Origin of the sequence: Streptomyces spinoverrucosus, from assembly GCF_015712165.1 — a bacterium.
GTDB lineage: Bacteria > Actinomycetota > Actinomycetes > Streptomycetales > Streptomycetaceae > Streptomyces > Streptomyces spinoverrucosus_A.
On the sequence record NZ_JADPZX010000001.1, the window covers coordinates 149,142 to 171,703 of the forward strand.

Genomic DNA, 22,562 nt, shown 5'->3' on the forward strand with positions numbered 1-22,562 from the left:
GCCCGTCACCAAGATGTGTGCGCGAACGATGAGCGCGACTCGTTGGTTTCTGGAGTGGAAATCAGGGAGGCTGGCGCGCATGGTTTCGGTATTGCAGAACGTGGCGATTGACTGTGCGGATGCCTACGAGCTGGCCCGGTTCTGGAGCAGGGTGACCGGCCGTCCACTGCACCCCGAGGACAAACCGGGTGATCAGGAGACTCAAGTGCTTCTGACGGAGGGCCCAGTGCTGCACTTCAACCAGGTGCCCGAGCCGAAGAAGATCAAGAACCGGATCCATCTGTGCTTGCGCCCTGAGACCTCGCGTGAGCAGGAGGTGGCACGGCTGCTGGAGATCGGTGCCACCTTCGTCGCCGATCACCGGAATCCCGATGGCTCTGGCTGGGCAGTCCTTGCCGACCCCGAAGGCAACGAATTCTGCGTTCTGCGCAGCGAGTCCGACCGAGCCGCGATGACTTCCTGAGGCTCACGCGCCATCCAGGCCGGTTTCGTATGACAGCTGGTCACAGCCACTCGTTGATGGCCGCGAATGCGAACGGTCGCCTCCTTGCGGAACACGAGTTTGCCGTACCGTTCGTGGCCACGGCCCGGTGCCTTTTGAGGCGGTTGATGCCCCACTCGGCCGCGTGACCCCGACGGTTGTCGGGCTTGTCGATGGCCGGCGGGGGGCCGCCGCGGGGCCGGGCCTCTTGTGGTTGCGGACGTGATCGGCCTTGTCCGGGATGGTGCAGTGGATCCCGTCGTCCGCGATGACCCTGCTGGCCCGTTTCGCCGACCTGCCATGATCATCGCGACATGTTTCATGGTGGGAGGCACGAGATGGCGATACCGCTGCCTGATGGGCTGGCGACCCCAGTACTCGTGGCCGATCCGGAGATTCTGGACAGGAACATCTCGCGGATGGCTGAGACTTCGCAGTCTCAAGGGTTCTCGCTTCGTCCGCACGCCAAGGCCCACAAGTGTGCGCAGATCGCGAACCGACAGCTTCGGGCAGGTGCCCGCGGGCTGTCGGTGGCCACGATCGGCGAGGCCGAGGCATTCGTCCGGGCCGGCGTGGATGACCTGTTCATCACGTACCCGGTGTGGCTCGATGCCGGCAAGGCGCAGCGGCTGCGCCGGTTGGCGGACGAGGTGTCCCTGAAAGTCGGCGTTGAATCAGTCGAAGGCGCGCAGCGGTTGGGGAAGGCGGTGCGCGACAGCGCCCGGCGGGTCGAGGTGCTCGTCGAGGTCGACAGCGGCAGCCGTCGCACGGGAGTGCAGCCTGCCGCTGTTGGCGAAGTCGGTAAGGCGACGGCCGACGCGGGCCTGGATGTCGTGGGTGTGTTCACGTTCCCGGGACACGGCTACGGTCACGACGGGCAGGCGCGCGAGCGCGCCGCGCGGGATGAGGATCGCACGCTGGGTGAGGCCGCGGAGATGCTGCGGGATCTTGGGGCTGGTGCGCGGCTACGAGCACCAGCCCCGCACCTCCGAGTCGCGGGTGTACTGGGCGATGACCGCGGTGATAGTGCGCGGGCTGACCGGGACCACCGCACCGGCCTGGCACAGCACATGACCGGCGATCAGCACACCCTAGGCGCGGTGCCGGCACACCTGGAGGAGCGGGAACGGGAGATCGCCGCCCAGGCCGGGACGACGCGAGAGCAGATCGCGCAGCTGACAGCACGGCTGGACGAACTTGGCCGGGCCGCCGAGGAGATCCGGATCAAGGCAAGACACTGCTGGAGCTGCCCGATCCGCAGCCGTCCACGCCGCCGACCCCGAAGCTGCCGGACCACCCGGCCCACCAGCAGTTCAGGGCGGTGTTCGCCGCGGCCGTGGCCTCACTGCGGGCGCGGCAGGTGTGCGAGGCGATGGATCTGGAGATCGCGCCCAATACCGTCAACAACACCAGCCTGAAACTCCAGCGGCGCGTCGAGTGCGGAATCCTGACTGAGACCGAGCAGGGCTTGTTCGTCCAGCCGCAGCCCCAGCCTCCCGGCGACACCGTGGCCGGCCCACTTACCCCTCCCGAAAGAGCGGAACGGACATCAACTAACGCAGCGCTCTCCGGCAGCGAACATGGGCCGATTGCCACTGAGCGCTCATTGGTAGCTGCTCAGCTGCTCATCGATCTCGCGCCGGTGCACGCGCAGCCGGGAGACGAGCAGATCGTGCTCGACAGCGGTGCCGATCTGGCTGCGGCTGTGACCGAACCTGCAATACCACGCAATGGCCTGGCCGGCCCACCAGGGGTTAGTCGCCCATGCCCCGGACAGTTCGAACGGGTCGTAGAACGGTTCCCGCTTCGCCGGGAGTCGGACGCCGTACGGTCGCGGCCCGCGCTGCAATACGGCTCTTCGTGAGTAGACCGGCAGTCCCACACGCATCTGCCGGTTGGGCCAAATAGCGTAGTTGGGCTTGAACGATTCCCATGCCACATGCACCGATCCGAAGAATCCGCGAGCTGTGACACCGGCGGGCGTCACATCCACGAGCGGGCGGGGGGTGCCCCTGCAGAGGAACACGACATGCAGGGCAGCGTTGGACACGATGATCAGGGCCAGTCCCAGAACCGCCCACCCGGTCAGCCCCACGAGGCTTCCCGCGCCTCGATGATGGGGTAGCCCACCGCGAAGGTACACATCAGTACAAGGCCGATGGCGCGTGTCGTCGCATGGTCCGGCAGCAGGACGAATGCGCGGCCCTCATCGACGACGAATGCCCGTGGACGCATAGCGCCCCGCCGCCAGGTGTAGACCGATGCCTGCCAGAGCATCACTACCCCCACAGATGTCGGCAAGCATAATCCGACCACAATGACCCCAGTCGACGGCTGCGGAACGGTACACACAGCCACGACGCAGGTCACCGCTGCTGCGACCGCGCCGACCACGGCGATGCGCGCCACCGAGAGATTCGGCCCTGCCGGTCCTTCACTCGGATCCATCCGTCAAGTCTCACATGGGCTGCGTCTTGGAAAAACACTCGGCCGGAAGGAATAGCGAAGGGCTGCAGCTGACAGTAATCGTCCGCTTCCGCTCCTCCACTGCGGACTCTGTCCGAGTGGCAGGGATGGTCCGAGTGAGTGATGGTGGTGGAGGTGCGCTCGTGCAGGCCGGGGCGGCTGGCCGGCCACGGTCCCGGCGCTGATGCCCAGTTGGTACTTCGCTCGGCCTGGCACAGACGCGGCTTCGCTCATGTCGTAGCCGCCGATACCGAGGAAGGACGACTTCAGCATGGATTCGTTCAAAGGAGCCGCAAGGGCCGGTCTGGCGGTCGTCGCAATGTTGACGGTCTCGGCCCTGACTGCACTCTCGGGGAGCGCGGACGCGGCGCCCGAAGGGTACTGCGGATCGGACAGTATCCACGGACTCGCCGTGTACGGCAGCGCCAACACGTCATGCTCCACCGCTCTTCAGATCGCCAACGCCTACCAAGCACACGGCTCAAACAGCTCCCCCGTCACCGTCCACGTCGGCGAGGCCACTTGGCGCTGCCAGGAGCAACAGGGCGACCCCAACCCCATCGACAGGTGCGTAGCCACCGCCGACCCGAACCAGTGGGTCGAACTTACGTCGTAGTCTCGACGCCCTCCCCTTCCGGAGTTTTCCCGTGGTGTCCCTACGCCTGTTCGTTGAAGTCGTACAAGGACCTCATCGTTCAAGGCGGGCACCCGGGCATCGTCGGGGGGCAGGCAGTGGCCGACGCCAAGGCCGATCGTGACAGGACGGCATCCCAGGCACAGCGCATCTGCGGTGCGTGACCGCCGTTTCGCCCCCGCCTACCGCCGTTTCGCCCTCCGGCCCACGGTGGACCGGGACGCAGGCCGCCACGGTGAGGCGATCGATACCAGCGCGCTCGTCGGAGTCCTGCTGCCGGCCCGGGAGTTGGGATCACGAGCACGTAGCCGGAGTGTGGAGATTCGCTCAATGAGGTTGAAGTGATGGCAGGTTCGGCCGATGTGGGGTGCAGGGCCGGTACAACTGGGCCAAGGGATTGTCTTGGAATGCGTACGGAAACGGGGGGACCATGCGCCGGAACACATTGGGGGATCGCCGAGATAAGCCCAAAAGGGGCCATAGAATGATCTTGAAGCCCTGAGACGGTGCGGGTGGTTGCAGATCGGCGCAGACTGGTGCCGTGGAACGAGACGGCCGAGACACCCGGAACCCGGTGATCGGGAAGCCCGATCCTGACGAGTGTCCCGACTCGTGCACCGCTCGCGACCACGGGCATTGCTGGGCTGCGGAGCCCGCACCACCGACCCCAGCCCTCCATACGGCCTTTGCGCTTCGCGTCTGGGCCATGGGAGCCAGCCCTACGACTGAGTCAGCTACAGCCGGACGGCTGACCACAGTCAGCCGCGGCGCCGGGCGGCCGGGGCGCTCGCGGCGACGTGCGCCGCGACCGCGTCCACCCCGGGGCGGGCGTACCGCTCCAGGGACCGTACGGAGGCGTGGCGGGAGCGGGCCAGCAGCAACGGTGTTGAGGTGCCGTCCTCCGCGTCTTGTGTCAACGCAGAATGCCGGAGCCGGTGGAGCGTCCAGCCCTCCAGGTCGTCGAAGTCGTCGGGGCTGGCGAGGGGGTTGGCCAGCAGCCGGGTACTCTCCTCGAAGATCTCTTCCGCCCGCCGGTAGGACAGCCGCGCGCGGCCGGTGACCGGGCAGGTGTCCAGGGTCGGCGTGCGGGCGGGGGCCTTGCGGTCAGTCAGGAACAGCGGGCCGTGGGTGCGGCCGGCGATGAGCCGCGGCAGGAGCTGGGCGGTACCGGACTGCCAGTGAATCCACTCCACGGCGCCGCCCTTGGAGGCGACCCGGCCCCGCTTGTCGGCGGGGAACAGCTCCTCGATGTTCAGGCACAGGATCTCCTCGGCCCGCGCGGCGCTCTCGTAGAGGAGCTTCCAGAACGTCTTCTCCCGTACGGACGCCTCCAGTTGCCACAGGGTGGTGATCTGGGGCTTGGACAACGCCTTCGTGCGGTCCGGGGGTGCCGGGCGGCGCTCGATCCCGATCGTCGGGTCGCCGATGATCCAGCCCTGGGGCTGCCACCAGCCGATCGCCTTGCGCGCGATGGACAGTTCGCGGTTGACGGTGTCGGCGTCCATCTCGTCCGCGCGGGCCGCGGCGAGCTCGGCGAGCACCGGCGGCAGGCCGGGGTCGTCGATGGCTGCGAGGTCGAAGGGGTCGGGCTTGGCGCCGCGGCGGGCCGGGCCGGTCGGCGCCGACTCTCCGCGCAGCATCCACCCCCAGGTGGTTAGCGAGATGCGGTAGATCCGGGCGGAGGACTTCGCGATGCCCGCGCCGGTGAGGTAGCGCTCGACCGCCGCGGCGTACGACGGCGGCGGGGCGGACAGCGGTACGACCCGGGCGTGCGGCACCCGCAACGCGCCCCCGTTCTCCGGCACGGCCGCCCGTTCGATTGCCACCCGTCCACCCCTTCCAGCTCTGTCGCAGTAAATGCGTACACCTCGCGCCCAGCCCTCGTGATCATGCTCGGTCGAACACGCGAGGCCATCGATGGAGCGCCGAGGGGACCGTACCGGCACTGCCGCAGTAAATCCGGTATTTACTGCGGCAGTGCTCCGAAGGCGTGTATGGACGTCGCAGATCGCAGCGGTGATTATCGGCAGCTACTTGTCGGGGGTTATACACGAGTACCCCTCCGCGCTCTTCGGTGACGATGCCTGTCGCCTTGCCGTACGTGCGCAGCTCGCTACAGGTTCTGGCGAGGCCGTCCAGGGTCAGGCCCGGCATGACTGCGGCAACGTACTCGGCAATCGCCGCTTCGGCGACACGGGTCGCGGGGCAAAGTGTCGAGGCTGGAGAGGCGTGTCCCTCTCCTCTGTGCACGGAGGGTCAAGCCATCGGCGAGCGAGGGACAAAGCGATACGCGGAAAGTCCCGGCAGGCTGGAGTACATCAGGATTCTGCGGGAATCCTCAGGACATCACGCAGCGTCAGGGAAAGGAGATGACCGCGAATGAGGACTTCCCGTTCGCGCGGCGTACTCGGCGTCGCCGTGGTGGCCGCCGCCCTCGTCATGGGAGCGGCAACCCCGGCGCTCGTCGACAACTGGAGCACCAGCCAGCCCGTCAGTGCTACGCCGCAAGGCAACAACTACGGTACCGTCGCACCGCTCGACGACTGGATCACCGTCTCGCCGCAGGGCGACAGCTACGGCACTGTCGTCCCCCTCGGCAGCGTCTGGGGCGCCGCCTGACTCCTTCGACGCCTCACGCGTCCTACGGCGCGCCGCGCACGTCTGGTTCCCGGGCCGTAGCCCGGGAACCAGGTCCACTCCCAACAGGCCCCTGTTTACCACGACTTGGCCTCCCCGCAGACTGGACTCCTCAGCTGTCCACCCACGGGGAGCCCCATGATCGAGACCATGTTCCGCACCGAGGACTTACCGTCGGCCGACCGCTTCGACGCCTGGTGCGAACGTTTGGCCCTGACTCACGCGCCGTCGGACCTGACCAGTGCCCACCAGGCGGGATATCGCGGCACACAACATCTCCTGCAGTTCAATGAGCTGACCGTGCACACGATGCAGTGGCAGCCCGCCTTCGCCCGCAGGAACCAGGCCCTGATCCATCTCTCGGACCCCGACCGCTACCACCTCTCCCTCATCAGGCGGGGCACCGTGGTCGCGACGATAGACGATCAGGAAGCTGTGTACGGCCCTTGCGCGTTACGCACCAACCTCACTTACCGCCCCATCGAAGTGAATCTGGGCGCGGACGGGACCGAGGTGGAATGCGTCAGCATGGAGATATCCCGCGCCGCGTTCCCGCTCCCCCCGGCCCGGATGGAACGGGTGATCGGCCGCCCGATGACCGCCATGGAAGGGACCGGCGCCCTTCTGGCTGCTTTCCTCAACACCTTGACCTCACAACCAGGTTCCTACACCCCGGCCGACGCCGCCCGCCTGGAACCGATTCTGCTGGATCTTCTAGCCTCCCTCTTCGCGCACGAGCTGGACGTCGTCGAAACCCTGCCGCCGGAGACCCACCACCGCACGCTCCTGCTCCGCGTCCGCGCCTTCATCCGACAGCACCTCCACGACCCCGGGCTGACGCCGACCGCCATCGCCGCCGTGCACCACATCTCCGTCAGCCAACTGCACCGGATCTTCCGCGAGAGGGCTCTGGCGGAGGGCGGGCCGAGCACGGTGATGGGCTACATCCGCGCACAGCGCCTGGAACGCGCCCGGCGCGACCTCGCGGACCCGGCGCTGCGGACCCGGCCGGTCGGCGAGATCGCGCACCGCTGGGGCTTCACCCACCATGTCGTCTTCACCCGCGCCTTCCGCGCGGCCTACGGCATCCCGCCTCGTGACTACCGTCACCTGGAACTCGCGCAGCTCGCCCGGAATGCGTCGCCTGCGCCGCTGGCAACGGATCGTCAAGAAACCGGCCACTCCAAGTCAACGACTCAGCAGACCCGGACCTGACAGCCTGAAGCCCTGACCAACACAGAAGGGGCGAAAGCGTGCATGCAGGACATTTATGGGCTGCGGGTATGTTGACCGCGGCACTCGTGGCAGGAGCCGCAGCTCCTGCGCTGGCCGGCCAACACATCTCCGTGAACGCCGCAGCCTCGTCTGAGGCGACGGATGTTGGGGCTATGAGTCGGCCCACCGGCTGTAAGTCCGCCGTATGGGGCGACTGGGGGGCGCAAGCCACCTGCGACAAAGCCAACGGGGGATCCTTTCGAGCCATCGCCGTGTGCACCAGCCCGTCTGATGGAGACGTTACGTGGGGATACGGCCCATGGCGGAACTGGGACGGGGCGGTTTCGATCGCCTACTGCAATGGCGACAGCCGAGCTACGAGCGCCGGTTTCGAAACCCGGGTCTGAGATTTTTCTGCGCCGGTAAGGTGAGGAGTTTCTTCATGAAGAAGCGATTCTTGTCGCTGTTCTGCACTACCGCACTGACAGCCGGAATTGTCGCAGCATTTCCGTCCGCGGCTGCTGCGGGCACGGCCGCTGCATGGCCGGAGGACTGCTGGTACGAGCTGAGGGGACAAGGCGCTGCAGCGCAGTGCGATTCAGGCTCAGGGCAGTACAAAGCGGTGGTAATCTGCGACCCCTGGGCCGGGGGACCCCTGATTTGGCGTGAAGCGCCAGTATGGAGGAATGCTGGCAGCGGCGTCACCTCCTACATCTTCTGCCCCCCTATGTCCGACGGTGCGAGTGCGGGAATCGCGAAGAGGGCAGGCTGATACCGCGGCCGCAGTTGATGTGACGGGTGGTCGGGCTGTTCGTTGAGCGGGGCTGGGTGGGGACGTCACGCGCCTTCATCCTGGGCCTGTGCGAGCAGCCTGGCCATGACGTCGGTCGTGCCGTCCTCGCCGACGTAGGAGCGCTCGGCGCTGTAGAGGCATCGGCCGGTGCGTACGGTGGCGTACATGGCGGAGTCCCTCGGCATTCAGGCTGCGCGGCCAAGGCTGGCGGTGGTCAGGTCCTGCTCGCGCAGCGGAGTGAAGTCGACGTCGAGCTTCGGGTCGTACGCCTCGGGTTCGATGCCGAGTTCGTGTGTGCTGTACTCGCCGAACCGTTTGATGTGCTCGGTCAGGTACGGCGAGATGTGCGCCAGGTCCTCGGGGTCGATCTCCCATCCTTCTTTCAGCAGTTGGCGGACGATCTCGGCGATGTCCAGGGCGTTGTGGAAGATCACGGCGTTCGTGAGCAAAGAGTTGAACTTCATCGTCTTCTCTTGCTCGACGGGGTCGTTGTCGGCGATGACGCCCTGGTTGCCGAAGCCGACCCACTGGGAGAACCGGTTGAACGACTCGACCTTGTTCGTCGCCGCCGTCACCCGCCGGCGCAGTGGTGCGTCCGTCAGGTACCGCAGCAGCTGCACGGTCCTGATCACGCGGCCGACCTCGCGGAAAGCAACGTACGTGGCGTTCTTGTGCGACCCGGAGCGCAGGCGCTTGAGCAGTGTCGCCGAGGAGATGACGCCTTCGCGGACGGAGACCGCCACCCGCATCAGGTGCCGGAACTGGGACTCGATCAGGTCGAAGTCGATGGTGTTCTTGCCGGGCTCGCCGAACAGGGCGTCGATGTGGACGTACTCGGTGGTCTTGCTGGGCCTGTAGAAGGTCAGGCCCTTCCAGTTCCTGATCCTGGGCATGAGGTCGAAGCCCAGCAGGTGCGCGAGGGTGAAGACGGGCAGGGACTGGCCTTGGGTGTCGGCGTGCACGGTGGTGGGCTTGACCTCGGAGGCGTTCTTGAGCAGGCTCTCGATGATGTAGACGGCCTCCCACACCCCGCACGGGATGAAGTGCGTGAACAGCGCGATGTAGGTGTCGGAGATGTGGTGGTAGGCGATGCCTCCCGGCTTGCCGTACCGGACGGACGTCTCGGCGAGCAGGTTGTCGAGGTAGGTGTCCATGTGGGTGCCGTCGGCGGCCACGGCGGTGCCGTCGCCCCACGCCTGCGAGATGTCCAGGCGGGCGTGGGCGTTGACCAGGTCGGCGATGGCCTCGTTCAGCAGCACGAGGGAGAAGTGCCGGTTCGCCGTGTACGCCAGCTCGTGCCCGCTCACGCCGGGCATGTGGCGGGCCGCCTCGTAGGGGCCCATGTTGGTGCCCTTGACAAAGGTGGTGAGCACGTACCGGCCGAACGGGTCGGTGAGTTTCGGGTCGTTGCCCGAGGGCGGGCCGAAGCGGCGCCACCACTCCACCCAGTACGCGGTCCGGGCACAGATCCCGATCAGCGTGCGCTCCGGCATCCGAGCTTTGATCTCCTGCTCCAGCCGCTTCGCCGACGGCCGTTGCCCCTCCGAGCGGTGCTGCTTGAGCGAGGGGATGCCGGTGACCGGGTCGATCACCAGGCTCTCGTTGTCCGGGTATCCGGCGTCCGCCGCCGCGGCGGCGGCCCGCAGCCGGTCCTCCAGCTGGCGGCGGAAGGAGGCGTCGTCGAAGGCGGCGGCCTGGTCCTCGTCCTCGGCCAGCCCGACCTCCACCAGGTAGGCGGGCAGCTTCTCCTCGACGGCCTCCCACAGCAGCAGCTGCCCCGACCAGTCGACGTACTCCTCCGAGCCGGACACGGCGATGTCGCCGCAGCGGAGTTCCTCGGCGAGGTAGGTGAAGACCATCGCCTCGAAGTGCCGGCGGACGAACTGCCCCGGCCGACTCTTGTCGACCACGGCCTTCTGCCAGTTGTGCGTGGCGAACGAGATGTCGATGCGCCTGCCGTCCTCGCCGATCGCGCTGATGTACTCGCCGCGGGCCGCCTCGTTGCGCCGCGCGTGCGCGAGCGCGTCCAGCACCCGCCCGTCCTCCGAGGTGGCGGTGAACTCCAGCTTCTCGGCCAGGTCGAACATCAGCGCCCGGTCCCGGCCGATCTGCCCGTACAGCAGCACCTCCCAGAAGTTGCCGTGGTGGGCGGAGACCTTCTCGATCTGCTCGTACTGCTTGGCGAACCCGCCGAAGCCCTCCACGGTCTTCGTGACCGTGCCGAGCCCGCCGGCCAGCACCAGCAGGGCCTTCATCAGCGCCAGGACGGCCGGGGAGACCTCGCCGCCCAGGCGCCGGGCCACCTCCTCGGCCGACGCCTGTTCGTCCAGCCCTTCAAGGGCGGCCACGGCCCCGGCGGTCATCTCGGCGGCCTTCGCGAGCGCGGCCTGGGCCGGGCCGCCGTCGTCGATGTCCTTGAGCACACTGCGGTAGTTGCCGATCAGAGCCTCGGTCATCTCCCGCTCAGCGAGCCGGATCTCCTCCAGCTCCTCCTTCGCTCTCTTGACCTTCGTCCCCATGCGCTTGCAGAACATCAGCGCCAGCTCGTCGCGGACCCGCATCCGGGCCTTGTGTGCGAGACACGCCATCAGCGCGACCCGCTTGACGGGCACGTACGCCTTCAGCTCAGAGGCATCCGCCGCGTCCGCTTCCCCCGCGAAGTCCGTGACCTTCCGCGAGGCGACACCGTCCATCCACACCCCGGTGTCGCCTAGGGCATCCACCCAATCCAAGTGCGTGATCAGCCGCTTGAAGTGCGACCAGGTCGGACTCTGCGCCGACTTCTTCAGCCGGTTGTACTGCGTGGTGCCGTCCGCGTCGCGCTCCTCCAGCAGCCGCGGCAGCCCCGCACGTTCCACCGCGCTCATACGGTCGTGGATGCCCGTGTAGATCGACGCGTTCACCTCTTTGCGAACCGTCGAGGCCATCGCATCGAGGGTGGAGAACGCCGGCAACTCCAGGCCGGCCCCCACCACCTTCTCCAGCGCGATGTTGATCAGATCGGCCGGGCGGTTCTTCGCCGCGGCCTCCTTCCGGATCGACACCTCGGCGATCCGGCGGGCCTCCGCCTGGTCGTAGACCACCCCGACCCGCTGCCGCACCAGGCCCCGGTGGTTCTTCGCGGTCTTCACCGCCCGGTACAGCGGCAGCGTGCCCTCCGGCAGCTCCACCGCCCGCCGTACGAAGTCCACCACCATCTCCGGGACGTCCTCCAGTTTCGGGAAACACCCCATGCGCTGGTACGACTTCAGCATCAGCAGCAGGGCCAGCAAATGCTCGTCGCAGTCCGTGGCGCCGGACGCCCACTCGACCTCGTCCCGGGTCGGAGCGAAGAACAGATGCAGCTCATGCGCGGTGATCAGCCGCTTGAACCGCGGATACGCGGTCCGCTCGATCGAGGTCACAATCCCGCCCCGGCCCCAGACGACAAGCCCAACATCACACCAACGAAGCCGGGCCGAACGGGTGACGGGGTACGCGCTCAACGCTTCAAGATCCTTTCATGGCCCCTTTTGGGCTTATCTCGGCGATCCCCCCATTTGCTCACCGCCATGCTGTCGTCGTAGCGCTGCTCTCAGCCACCGCACTGCTCGCCGGCTGCGGCGGCGACGGCGAGTCGGACACCTCAGCGGGGAACAAGCCCGCCTCCAGCGCACCTCCGTCGGTCGGCACCACCGCATCGCACTCGTCCTCCCCTCCGCCCTCGCCGTCCTCAAAGGCGCCGGTGCCGAAGAAGAAGGCGGCGGATGGCAGGAATCTCGATGCCTGTACTGATGGTGCCTGTGAGGTCGAGATCGAGGCGGGTGACGCCATCAGCTTCGGAAGCCAGGTCACGACCGAGCCGCGGGTCGACAGCCTGTTCGTGGTGAGCGTCGATGCCGAGGGCCCTACCCTGGCGCTGTCCTCGGGCATGACGACGACGGCGTACGGTGTGATCGAGATCAATCACGGACTCCGCATCGAGACCGTACACACCGACGGGACCCGTGCGACGATCAAGATCAGCCGCATCGGCTGAGCAACTTGCCGCTTCCTCACCCGGTATGGCCAGGAGCTGTACGCAGCCGTTCAGGCCCAAGGCCGTGACCTCGCACATTGATCTAGGGTGAGCCCCCGGCGCCCTCGCGGACGGCTCCGCCTACGCGTCGTACTACCAGGCGGTGCACGCCTACCTGCGCGCCGACGATCCCGAGCCCGCCATGGATCGCGCTCTGGCGGACCTGGACAAGGTGGCCAGGTGGGGCTTTCAGCTACCACCCGCCATTCTGCTCTCCCCACTCGTCGAGGGCGACGAGGAAAGCTTCAACCTCGCCCTCGTCGACGCCCTGGAGGCCCACCGCGACCACTTCTCCGTGGCCGACCGCGGCAACGACGCCGATGCCGCGATCGACGTGGGCATCCTGGCTCTGACCTGCCACGCCCGCCGCAGGGGCTGGCGGATCCGAGTCAGCTCCCCATACCTGCCCCACCGGATACCTGCCCCACCGGCTTCTGCAGGCGGCCGAGCCTCGGTAGTGCGCCATGGACAGCGGGCACGGCGCCGCACAGTTGGACCGGTGTCGTCGTTGCCGACGCAGGCGACGACGTCAAATCCGCCGTCGGGAAGCAGCGGGCTCGCATGTCGGCGGCGGCCGCGCGCAGGCTCAGGCTCCCGCCGGCGGCCTCACCGGCAGCGCGGGTGGTGGCACGGGGCTCAGGTCGGTCCCGGTGACGCGGTGCCCGCGCGGCGCCAGGCCGATGCTCAGCGTACCGATGCCGCAGGAACGGTCAAGCACGGCCGCGAGGCCGGCCAGCGCCGACCAGACTGGCAGGAGCGGGCGGACCACGGTCACTCATTCCCACGCCCGGCCCCACTCCCCCACAGCAAGGGCAGGCATTCGCCGGGTCGGCCGGCCGGTCATCCCCTGACTGGCGCGGCGGGCTCCAGCTCCGCGAACGTCTCCACCGCCCGAGTCCTGCCGGTGACGACGATGACGTCACCGGGGTGGACGACCGTTTCGGCGGTCGCGTAGGTGAAGTCGGCGCCGGGGCGTTTGATACCGACGACGGTCACGCCGTACCTGCTGCGCACCCGGCTCTCGCCGAGCGGGACGCCGCCGACGACCGCCGGGGCGAGGGTCTTGATCAGGGCGTAGTCGCTGTCGAACGCGATGAAGTCGAGCATGCGACCGGTGACCAGGTGGGCCACGCGCTCGCCCATCTCGTGCTCGGGCAGTACGACGTGGTGGGCGCCGACGCGTTCGAGGATCAGACCGTGTTGGCGGGTGGTCCCCCGTGCCCAGATGTTGGGGACGCCCGCCTCGACGAGGTTGGAGGTGCTCAGGATGCTGGCCTCCAGGTCGGTGCTGATGCCGACCACGGCCCGGGTGAACTGTCGGATGCCGAGCTGCTCCAGCGCCTGGGCGTCGGTGCAGTCGGCCGCGGCGACATGGGTGAGCTCGTCGCCGACCTTCTGCACGACTGCGGGGTCGACATCGATGCCGAGCACGTCCCACCCACGTCGCACCAGCTCAAGAGCCAGAGAGTGGCCGAAGCGGCCGAGCCCGAGCACGGCGACCTTGGAGTCGCTGACCGGGCGTGGTTCCTCGGCGCGGTGCCGGCGGCGTCGGCGCAGGGTCTTGAGGTAGTCAGCCAATGACGGGTCGCTCCTCGGGCAGTGTGTACCGGCGGTCGCGCTGGCGCAGGGCGAGCGCGGAAGCGAGCGTGATCGGGCCGAGGCGTCCGGCGAACATCAGGGCTATGACGGTGAGTTGGCCTACCGCGGGAAGATCACCGGTGATGCCGGTGGTCAACCCCACCGTGCCGAACGCGGAGACGCTCTCGAACAGGACCGCTTCGGCCGATTCCTCGGTCACGACGAGCAGGACCAGTGCCCCCGACATGACGAGCGCCACGCCCAGGAGCGCCACGGTCAGTGCCTGGCGCAACGCCGCTTCGGGAATCCGGCGGCCCAGGAAGTCCACGGCGGTACGACCACGGACCTCGGCCAGGATCGCGGCCCCCAGCACGGCGAACGTGGTCACCTTGATGCCACCGGCGGTGCCCGCGCTGCCGCCGCCGATGAACATCAGCACGCAGGTGCCCAGCAGGGTGGCCGGTTCCATGGCGCCGGTGTCGACGGTGAAGAAGCCCGCGGTACGCGCACTCGCGGCGTAGAAGAACCCGTTCATCACCTTGGTCCCCCACGCCATGGGGCCCAGCGTCGCGCGATTGCCCCATTCCAGGGCGCAGGTCATCAGCGTGCCGGCGGTGAGAAGGACGGCGGACGTCGCGAGGGTGAGCCGGGTGTGCAGGGACCAGCGGTGCCCCGCCCTGCCGTGTGCACGCTTACGCCCACCCCGCGACAACTCGAGGAGCACGGGAAAGCCAAGGGCGCCGAGCACGCAGGCGACGGTGACGGGCAGCACGATCCAGGGATCGTGCGCGTAGCGGACGAGGTTGTCGTCGCGCAGCCCGAACCCGGCGTTGTTGAACGCTGAGATCCCGTGGAAGACGCCGTGGTAGACCGCCTCCCCCACTGCCTGGCCGTATCCGAAACGGAAGCGCAGCGCGAGGAGCGCGGCCACGGCCAGCTCGATGGCGAGGGTGGTGCCCGCGATGCCCAGCACGACGCGGCGCGTGTCACCGACGCCGACGCCCCCGGTCTCCGCCTGCATGGTCAGCTGCGTACGCAGCCGGAGCCGGCCGACGACGACCAGACCCAGCAGCGAGGCGAGCGTCATGATGCCGAACCCGCCGACCTGGATCAGAACAAGGACCACGACCTCACCGAACGTACTCCAGTGACTGCCGGTGCCGACGATCGCGAGACCGCCGCTGAACGCTCCCGTGGACGTGAACAGGGCGGTCAGCACACTGGTGCGGCTGCCGTACTCGGCGGCACCGGGCAGCGTCAGCAGAGCCGCGCCGACGACGATGACGAACGCGAAGGCGAGGACGACACCGCGGGTGGGGTGGGCGACCAGCCGAAACCACCAGCCCGAAGCCGTACCACTGACCATCACTCACCTCCCGTTACCCGACGCCATGCTCAGCGGCGCCCATGATCGCCGCGGTGTGGACAGCATCCCTGCCGACGGGAGCGCATGGAACGCGGCACGGCGTCGAGGGCTGACGGGAATCGGCAAAAGAAGCCGGGCAGGCGCGGGCGCGGGCCAGGCGGGAGCCGACCCGAGACCGCAGGGAACCGGCGGCGGCCGGCGGGTCGTCGCAGACGACAGAGGCAACGGCACGGTCGTCATGGCGGTAGCGGTATGGGAGGAGCCTGCATGGATGACGACGCCCTTCTGGCGGAGCAGATGGCCTACTACAGGGACGGCGCGGCCGAATACGACCGGCCCTACGCGGAGCGCGAAGACCTGCGGGAGTTGCTGGCCGTCGTCGATGACCTCCCTATTGCCGGGGACGTGCTGGAGTTGGCCTGTGGGACGGGCCAGTGGACACCGCTGCTTGCCACGCGGGCGCGTTCGGTGACGGCGGTCGACGCGTCCGCCGAAGTGTTGGCCATCGCTCGGGTGCGTGCCACGTCCGCCAAGGTTCGCTTCGTTCGGGCCGACCTGTTCGAGTGGCGGCCGCAGCGGCGCTACGACACGGTGTTCTTCGCTTTCTGGCTCTCCCATGTCCCGCCGACGCGGTTGCCCGACTTCTGGCAGACCGTCGCCGCCGCGCTCGGGCCTGGTGGTAGGGCGGTCTTTGTCGACGACGGTCCTGCCGGGGCACGGGGAGAGGAGGTCCTGGCGGATCATCCCGTCCCCGCGGCGGTGCGTCGGCTCGACGACGGCAGTCGGTACCGCATCGTGAAGGTTTTCCACGATCCGCGGACCCTGACCGACGACCTCACGGCCCTGGGGTGGTCAGCGCGTATCCGGCCGGTCGCCGGAAACTTCGTCGGTGTAGCGGAACCGCCGACCTTCGCGGGCTGAGAAGCAGCACCCGCGGTCGCTGCGGCAACCGGGCGGTCCCGGCACAGGCGTCGCAACTGCCCGCCGGCGCAAGCCCTGGTGACCGTACTGCTCGTACAGCGTGACGAGCAGTACCCTCGTCAAGCCTCGCGTCAGTCGACGGAGTTCATGAAGTCCAGCATCCGGCGGTTGATCTCCTCCGCGTGGTCGATCTGCGGTCCGTGGCCGGTGTTCGAGATGATTTCGGCTCGGGCGCCCGGCACCAGGCGGGGTACACGCTCCACCTGCCGCTCCGGGTGCACCAGCAGGCTGCGCTTGCCGAGAACCAGGTAGAGCGGGGTGCTGATGGTCGACAGCTCGACCTCGGACAGGGGCTGTGGAGCCGGACGGCGTATGCGGTAGGCGCGGACGGCTGTTCTGATCATCGTGCGCAGCTCCGGCATGACCAGGACCGGTTGTTCCAGCAAGGCCGCCAGTCGTGGGCGGAGCGCCTTGGGGGCGAAGGTCGCGAAGAGGCCGGCGAATATCCAGACGAAGAAGCGAAGCCCCACCTTTTCCAGACCGCCGGGGTCGAGCAGCGTGACCGAGGCGAGGCGGCCGGGCCTGCGGTGCGCTTGGTTCAGGACGAGCCAGCCACCGTACGAGGTTCCGACGAGGTGTACGCGGTCGAGCCCGAGCCCGGCAAGCGTCTCGTCCAGCCACTGTGCGGCGCGTTCGGGTTGGTGAATGGGTTCGCGCTGCACGCTGCGGCCGGGGTCGCCCGGGGTGTCGATCGCGTAGACGGGGCGCTCGGCGCTGAGGGTGGGGGTGTTCGGGTACCACATGGCCGAGCAGGAGCCCGCTCCGTGCACCAGGACGACGGGGGTTCGGTCGCGAGCGGCCGGGTCCGCGGGGCCGTAGCGGTAGACGTGCGTGGTGCCGAAGGACGTCTCCACGTCCTGTTCCGCCAATGCGGGGGCACCCAGCGCGTAGACCGCGTCGCAGGCCGCGAGGCCGCCGAGACCACCGTGACCGGTCTCCTCCGCCAGGCACAGGAGGCCGGTCTGCTGCGGCCCGGTGTGGACACCCGGTCGGAGGCGGTCAGCCTGCTGGCCATGTCCGCAGGACTCGGCACCAGCATCCTCGTCGGCCAGCGCAGCGCGGAGTCCGCCGCCGCGGTCCTGGAGTACCACCTGGACCGGATCTTCTCCCCCGGTGGACGCCGGTCCCCGGTTCGGCAGACACGGAAGTCGACGTGACCTGACCGCGAAGCAGCGTCGCCGCGCGGCCGCCGGCCCATACCGGCCGGCGGCCGCATCACACCAGCGGCCTCACACGAGGTGGGCGAAGACCACCAGGTTCTCGGTGTAGTCCTTCACCGAGTGGTCGTAGTCCCCGCGCAGGTGATGAGCCGAACCTCGGGGCGCGCCGTGTCGGCGTACACGCGCTTGCTGGGGAAGGCGTCCTTCGGGAAGGTCTCCGCGGCGTCCACGACGAACTCCGCGTTGCGCCCGTCGGCCCGTTCGACGGAGAACCGGTCGCCGCGCCGGAGTTCGTAGAGGCCGACGAAGACGGCCGCCGAGGTGGCCGTGTCGACGTGCCCGGCGATGATCGAGGTGCCGGGCTCGCCGGGCGAGGCGCCCTCGGCGTACCAGCCGACGAGATTGGTGTCAGCCGCCGGCGGCGGCTCGAGCTGGCCGGAGGCTCCAACGGAGAGGGGGATGAAGGGGGCGTCCACGGAGATCTTCGGGATGAGCAGTCGGGTCGGTTCGGAGCGGGGCAGCGGCCGCGCGGCCTCGCGCGTGTCCGTGAGAGCGACGGTCGGGCGCGGGGAAGGGGAGGTTTTCGGGGTGCTGGCCGACTCTTCGTGACCGCCGAACACGCTGACGGCGAGGATGACGATGGCCACGCCCCACAGGGTCAGCCGCCCGCCGTTGCCGGCCTGGTGCCCGTCCATCGCCCGCTCGGCGGGAGGCGTGGAGGAGGGATCTGCTGCCATCGGGCACCACCTCACTCGGGTACGGCAGCACGGGCTTCGGTGTTTCGGGAGCGCGGGCCGCCACCACGGTGTGCGCCGGCGGCGGCCGCATCCCTGGAGCGCGGGACACCGGTCAGGACGCCGACTCGGCAGCCTTCTTGCGGCGCAGCGCGTACACGCCGGTGGCACCTACGGCGAGCATGGCCAGTCCGCCCGTGGTGACCCCGGGCGAGGCGAGGCCGCCACCGCCGGTGTGCATACCGCCGCGCGGCTTGTCGTGGTCGTCACCGCCCCACCCCTCCTTGCCGTGCCCGCCGTCCTTGCCGCCCTTGTCCTTGTAGGAATCGTCTTCGTACTTGCCGCCGTCGTGGTCCGAGCTCCAGTCGTCACCCCGCACCGCGGCGAGCGCACCGCCACCCGTGTGCATTCCGCCGCGCGGTCCGTCGTGGCTGCTGTCCTTGTCCCAGTCCTTGCCGTAGTCCTTGTCGTAGTCCTTCTCGGAGTCCTTGTCGTAGCCCTTGTCGTAGTCCTTGTCGTAGTCCTTGTCGTGTTCCTTGTCGGAGCCCTTGTCGTGGTCGCGGCCGGAATCGCTGTCGTACTCCTTGCTGTACGAGGAGTCGTCGCGGCCTCCGTCGTCCCCCGCAGGTACGGCGAACGCGGCGCCGGGCGCGGCGAAGGCGAGCGCGGCGGAGGCGGCCGCCGTGGCGAGAAGAATGCGGGCAGAGCACATATCGGTGTCCTTCCGCCGTGGCCGGGCAGCGGACAGGGCATCAGCTGGAATGAACCCGGCCTCGACATGAACCACCGTCAGTCAGGCCCTCGCGACGCACCATCCGGGCCGCCCAGCCGTGTCATCGCTCCACCCGTCTGTCCCAGCAACACGCGCATACGCCTCCCGTAGGGGTGAATCCGGCGTCACCCGACGGCATGCCAGTCCGCCGGCCGCGCCGCCGCCCGCCTCACGGGCCTCCGGGTATCCGAAGCGGTGGACGGGCATGAAGAAGTGCTGCGTGCGCGGGGCCTCCTTCTGGTGGCGGGTGATGAGGGGGGCAGCCGCTGCTCCCACACTCTGAGGGCGGCGGGCAGGCGGTCGTGTTCGGTGAGCAACCGGGCCAGTAGTTCGCCACCCGCGATGCCCGTGCCGGAACCTTGCCCGGAGTGCAGGGTCAGGGAATCTGACTGACCTGGTCGAAGAGGACAGGGAGCGGACGGTGGAGTGGATGCCGTCGGCGCCGATGACCAGGGCCGTGCTCTCCACGGAGCCGTCGGTCGGGCGCACGGTCACTTGGTCGCGGTCCTGGGTGAGAGCCGCGGGCCCGCCGCCGTAGCAAATCTCCATCAGGTCGCGGCCGGGAGTGAGGCGGCCACGGGAGAACATCTCGGAGATGTGCGCGGGGTCGCCCGGCCGGGCGTAGGTGAGCAGTTCGCCGAGCTTCGGGCGCTGGAGCGGCTGGAGGTGCTGGCCGCCTCCTCGCAGAGGACGGGGTCGTCGAGTCGAGCCCGGCCTCGTCCAGGACGAGGTTTTGCCGGGCGGTCGACCACGACGATGGGATGCTGACCGCCCGGCACCGGCCCCGCCGATCGGTGCGGGGCGCTCAGGACAATCCCAGGACCGCCCCGCACGCTTCGCCCACCTGATGGCTGCGTTCACCGTCTCGGCGGGAGCCGGCAGGGAGTCACACCGGGTCCGGCAGGTCCATGAGCGCGAGCCTGTCCGGGTCGATCACGGCGGAGATCTCGGTGATGTGGCCGTCGGCGACGGTGAAGACGAGGAGGGAGAGCGGGGTGCCGTCCTCGCTCCAGGAGATGACGCCGGGCCGGCCGTTGACGGTCGCCGCATGTCCTCGTGCCGCGCTGCCGGCCACGCGCGCGCGGGTGGCGACTTCGGTGGCTCCGAGCGTGACGAACCGGCCGTTCGGGGTGTGGACGGTGAACTTCACTTCGGGGTGGAGAACCTGCAGCAACTGCTCGAACTGACCGTCGCGGGCCGCGGCCAGGAAGGCCTGGACCACCTCGCGTTGGTGCCGTCCAGCGCTCGCCGGCTGCTGGGCGGCCTGTACTTTCCTGCGGGCGCGGCTGGCGAGCATCTTGGTCGCGTCGGCGGACTTGCCGAGGATGGTGCCGATCTCCGCGAAGGGCACGGCGAACACGTCGTGCAGCACGAACGCCAGTCGTTCGTCCGGGCGCAGCGAGTCAAGGACCGTCAGGAGCGCGAGGCCGACGGAGTCCCCGAGTGCGACGAGCTCTTCCGGAGCGGGAGCGTCGTCGAGCGTCACCGTGAATTCGGGCAGCTTGTCGTCGAGGGAGACTTCAGGGCGGGTCCGGCCCGACCGCAGGTAGTCGAGGCTGATGCGGCCGACCACGGTGGTCAGCCAGCCGCCGAGGTTGTTGATGGTGTCAGCGTCCTGACGGGACAGACGCAGCCACGCCTCCTGGACCACGTCTTCCGCGTCGGCGTGTGATCCGAGCACGCGATAGGCAATGGCTCGGAGCCGGTCACGCTGGGACTCGAAGGCCTCGACGATCGGATCCGTGGGATCGGTACCGGGCATGTTGTTACCTCCCCTGAAGCTGCTCCGTCATAGGGGTGACGGGCACAAGCCCCGCAACGTAACCCGATGAAGGAGAGCACTCCCCATGGAAAACCGACTCAAGAGCAAGAACTCGCAGAACTGGGGCTGAGCCCAGCGTGGCTCCTACCCACTGACTGAGCTCGTCGGGAGACGGCTCATCGCCCCGGGAACGCCGCCGGTCTGTCCTCGGGGGTGCGCGGCCGCAGCGAGCGCCAATCCTGATGACTTCGTCAATTCTTTGGTCGAGCCCCATCGGAGGTGTTCGCGCGTGATTTCGGGTTCGCGGTCGCCGCCCGCACCGAGCGGGAGCTGTGGTTGCGCGGCACCTTCGCGGGCTCACCGTGCATGGTCATCCGGCAGGGGCAGGCGTCCCGGTTCATCGGTCCGGCGTTCCGCGCCGCCGAGCGGGGTGACCTAGACCGGCTGGCCCGCGCCACGGCAACACCGTCCGGGACATCGACGTACCCGGTGGCGGACAGCCGGTCGCCCTGCTCGACCCCTCCGGCGTCCCGGTCCGTGTCGTGCACGTGGCCGAGCAGTTGCCCGCGCTGCCCGAACAGCAGCCGCTCACCCGCTTCCAGATCCTCGACCCGGGCGACGGACTGCTGGACACCTACGAGCGCGAACGCAGGCCCCACGCCCGCCACATGATCCGCACCGCGGTCGCCCTCGGCTGGGCCGTGACCGGCGGCCAGGACCGCGCCGCGGCCATCCGCCGAGCCGTCGCGGGCGCGGCCTGCCGCATCCCCGGCCTGACCGCGGCGGTGGGCCGCGACCTCAGCCCCGCCCTCACCACCGGCCCACTGGTACGGCGGCGCCCCCGGCTGACCGGCCGCGATCCGGCCGGCACCTGCTGCCCGCAGCCCTGGGTGATCGTCGACGGCGAGCGTGTACGGCTCGACGACGTCCTCGGGGACTCCTTCACCGTCCTGACCACTGCCCCGCCCACCCCGCGGATGACGGTCGTGGCCGCGGCACTGGGCGCCCGCATGTTCCACGTCGACGACCTCCATGACGACGGCACCCTGGCCGCCTGGCCGGCACGTTGCCGGGCGGACGCCGTCCTGCTGCGGCCCGACCGCGTCGTGATGGACACCGTCCCCGTCGGCGCCGGCGACTTCACGGACGCCGCCGCCTGGGCACCGCTGCTGCACACGGCCCGCCGTCCGGCCGATGTCCGACCCCGGTCACCCTGCCGAGGAGCACCACCACACCATGGCCACCCCGCCAGACGTGACGAGTCCACAGCCCAGGCCGCACCGGAGCCCTTTTTCACCCCCGACCCGGAGGCGGCCGCCGGCTGCCGCATCGCCGACTTCGCCCGGTGGGCCGCCCGACGCCGAGACGCCGACGGCGTCCACCGTCCGCGACCCCACCGACTACCAAGCCCCCCAGCGCTGGTCCGTCACCGACCTTGAAGGGTTCGTGCACGTACGACGGCAGCCCAGCCCCCTTCCCACGGCCCGACCTCTGTGGGAGCTGGCACCAGTCCTCAGTACCTGCTCGGCATGGCCAAGTTCGGCATCGACCCGTCCGTGCACGATCTGTCGGCCGTCCGCGCCATGGGCTTGCACCGGCGCCAGGGCGCGCCCACCGAGCAAGTCCTCAACCCGGTGAGACGCCGTAACGGGAGCGACTGGGCAAAACCGGAGCGGCGTGTCGTGCCTGCGCGCACCGCCTTGAGCCCTGTCGTCCGGTTGCGCCGCACTCGTAACTGATGCCTCACGTCATCGTTTTGAGCCGCCTACACCGAGAACACCACCGGCCGCTGACCACCCCCTAGCGTCAAGGCATGCTGTGCGCATGCCCACGCAGTGGTAAGAGCGGCCGCTGTCGTGGCAACCCCTTGGAAAGACTGATGGTTCTCGTGCCGATTCCGATCGATTTCGAGCAAGCCTTCCCCAG

General features: G+C 68.8%; 16 protein-coding genes and 5 pseudogenes. 10 read left to right on the forward strand and 11 right to left on the reverse strand.

Annotated elements, in window-relative coordinates:
* Nucleotides 1-79: 79 nt before the first annotated feature.
* Nucleotides 80-463: a VOC family protein gene (locus I2W78_RS00710; protein ID WP_196464337.1), complete on the forward strand. Its 384-nt coding sequence runs from the start codon at nucleotides 80-82 to the stop codon at nucleotides 461-463.
* A gap of 356 nt (nucleotides 464-819) precedes the next feature.
* Nucleotides 820-1,899, forward strand: coding sequence for an alanine racemase (locus I2W78_RS40025; protein ID WP_230885284.1), 1,080 nt, complete (start codon nucleotides 820-822; stop codon nucleotides 1,897-1,899).
* Between the two features lie 185 nt (nucleotides 1,900-2,084).
* Here the strand turns inward: I2W78_RS40025 and I2W78_RS00725 are convergent, their stop codons facing one another.
* The 3 genes from I2W78_RS00725 to I2W78_RS40030 all read right to left on the reverse strand — a co-directional run bounded on the left by I2W78_RS00725 (nucleotide 2,085) and on the right by I2W78_RS40030 (nucleotide 5,407).
* Nucleotides 2,085-2,576: a PH domain-containing protein gene (locus I2W78_RS00725; RefSeq protein WP_196456003.1), complete on the reverse strand. Its 492-nt coding sequence runs from the start codon at nucleotides 2,574-2,576 to the stop codon at nucleotides 2,085-2,087.
* The gene (locus I2W78_RS00730) at nucleotides 2,567-2,929 is read right to left on the reverse strand and encodes a hypothetical protein (RefSeq protein WP_196456005.1); all 363 of its coding nucleotides are present in this window, start codon (nucleotides 2,927-2,929) and stop codon (nucleotides 2,567-2,569) included. Before I2W78_RS00730 ends, I2W78_RS00725 begins: the two co-directional genes overlap by 10 nt.
* Nucleotides 2,930-4,339: 1,410 nt before the next feature.
* A complete protein-coding gene (locus I2W78_RS40030) occupies nucleotides 4,340-5,407 on the reverse strand; it encodes a tyrosine-type recombinase/integrase (protein ID WP_307783568.1) in 1,068 nt (355 codons plus the stop codon).
* 553 nt (nucleotides 5,408-5,960) lie between these two features.
* On the opposite strand from I2W78_RS40030, the gene I2W78_RS00745 reads away from it, so the two are divergent.
* Both I2W78_RS00745 and I2W78_RS00750 read left to right on the forward strand, forming a co-directional pair.
* Nucleotides 5,961-6,200: a hypothetical protein gene (locus tag I2W78_RS00745; RefSeq protein ID WP_196456007.1), complete on the forward strand. Its 240-nt coding sequence runs from the start codon at nucleotides 5,961-5,963 to the stop codon at nucleotides 6,198-6,200.
* 156 nt (nucleotides 6,201-6,356) lie between these two features.
* Nucleotides 6,357-7,433, forward strand: coding sequence for an AraC family transcriptional regulator (locus I2W78_RS00750; RefSeq protein ID WP_196456009.1), 1,077 nt, complete (start codon nucleotides 6,357-6,359; stop codon nucleotides 7,431-7,433).
* An 837-nt stretch (nucleotides 7,434-8,270) separates the two neighbouring features.
* Here the strand turns inward: I2W78_RS00750 and I2W78_RS41020 are convergent.
* Nucleotides 8,271-8,393: a hypothetical protein gene (locus I2W78_RS41020; RefSeq protein WP_269066282.1), complete on the reverse strand. Its 123-nt coding sequence runs from the start codon at nucleotides 8,391-8,393 to the stop codon at nucleotides 8,271-8,273.
* An 18-nt stretch (nucleotides 8,394-8,411) separates the two neighbouring features.
* The gene (locus I2W78_RS00755; RefSeq protein WP_196456010.1) at nucleotides 8,412-11,630 is read right to left on the reverse strand and encodes a Tn3 family transposase; all 3,219 of its coding nucleotides are present in this window, start codon (nucleotides 11,628-11,630) and stop codon (nucleotides 8,412-8,414) included.
* Between the two features lie 320 nt (nucleotides 11,631-11,950).
* Here I2W78_RS00755 and I2W78_RS00760 point away from each other — a divergent pair, with 320 nt between their 5' ends.
* The gene (locus I2W78_RS00760; RefSeq protein WP_196456011.1) at nucleotides 11,951-12,244 is read left to right on the forward strand and encodes a hypothetical protein; all 294 of its coding nucleotides are present in this window, start codon (nucleotides 11,951-11,953) and stop codon (nucleotides 12,242-12,244) included.
* A gap of 142 nt (nucleotides 12,245-12,386) precedes the next feature.
* Entirely contained in the window at nucleotides 12,387-13,238 is an 852-nt protein-coding gene (locus I2W78_RS41320) for an immunity 49 family protein (protein WP_307783569.1), read from the forward strand.
* Here the strand turns inward: I2W78_RS41320 and I2W78_RS00770 are convergent.
* Entirely contained in the window at nucleotides 13,124-13,861 is a 738-nt protein-coding gene (locus I2W78_RS00770) for a potassium channel family protein (protein WP_196456012.1), read from the reverse strand. The genes I2W78_RS41320 and I2W78_RS00770 overlap by 115 nt on opposite strands.
* A complete protein-coding gene (locus I2W78_RS00775; protein ID WP_196456013.1) occupies nucleotides 13,854-15,227 on the reverse strand; it encodes a TrkH family potassium uptake protein in 1,374 nt (457 codons plus the stop codon). The genes I2W78_RS00770 and I2W78_RS00775 overlap by 8 nt, the downstream gene beginning before the upstream one ends.
* Before the next feature lie 267 nt (nucleotides 15,228-15,494).
* Here I2W78_RS00775 and I2W78_RS00780 point away from each other — a divergent pair, with 267 nt between their 5' ends.
* A complete protein-coding gene (locus I2W78_RS00780; protein ID WP_196456014.1) occupies nucleotides 15,495-16,148 on the forward strand; it encodes a class I SAM-dependent methyltransferase in 654 nt (217 codons plus the stop codon).
* Nucleotides 16,149-16,279: 131 nt separating this feature from the next.
* Here I2W78_RS00780 and I2W78_RS00785 read toward each other — a convergent pair.
* Nucleotides 16,280-17,116 (reverse strand): annotated as a pseudogene (locus tag I2W78_RS00785) (alpha/beta fold hydrolase); the annotation flags it as partial.
* Here I2W78_RS00785 and I2W78_RS00790 point away from each other — a divergent pair.
* Nucleotides 17,117-17,365 (forward strand): annotated as a pseudogene (locus I2W78_RS00790) (TetR family transcriptional regulator C-terminal domain-containing protein); the annotation flags it as partial.
* A gap of 72 nt (nucleotides 17,366-17,437) precedes the next feature.
* On the opposite strand, the pseudogene I2W78_RS00795 reads toward I2W78_RS00790, so the two are convergent.
* The 3 genes and pseudogenes from I2W78_RS00795 to I2W78_RS00805 all read right to left on the reverse strand — a co-directional run bounded on the left by I2W78_RS00795 (nucleotide 17,438) and on the right by I2W78_RS00805 (nucleotide 20,636).
* Nucleotides 17,438-18,105: pseudogene (locus tag I2W78_RS00795) on the reverse strand (class F sortase).
* Between the two features lie 112 nt (nucleotides 18,106-18,217).
* Entirely contained in the window at nucleotides 18,218-18,814 is a 597-nt protein-coding gene (locus tag I2W78_RS00800) for a hypothetical protein (protein ID WP_196456015.1), read from the reverse strand.
* Nucleotides 18,815-19,760: 946 nt separating this feature from the next.
* Nucleotides 19,761-20,636: a sigma-70 family RNA polymerase sigma factor gene (locus tag I2W78_RS00805; protein ID WP_196456017.1), complete on the reverse strand. Its 876-nt coding sequence runs from the start codon at nucleotides 20,634-20,636 to the stop codon at nucleotides 19,761-19,763.
* Nucleotides 20,637-20,909: 273 nt separating this feature from the next.
* Here I2W78_RS00805 and I2W78_RS00810 point away from each other — a divergent pair.
* Both I2W78_RS00810 and I2W78_RS40035 read left to right on the forward strand, forming a co-directional pair.
* Nucleotides 20,910-21,226 (forward strand): annotated as a pseudogene (locus tag I2W78_RS00810) (VOC family protein); the annotation flags it as partial.
* 33 nt (nucleotides 21,227-21,259) lie between these two features.
* A pseudogene (locus I2W78_RS40035) lies at nucleotides 21,260-21,826 on the forward strand (bifunctional 3-(3-hydroxy-phenyl)propionate/3-hydroxycinnamic acid hydroxylase); the annotation flags it as partial.
* Nucleotides 21,827-22,562: the final 736 nt, after the last annotated feature.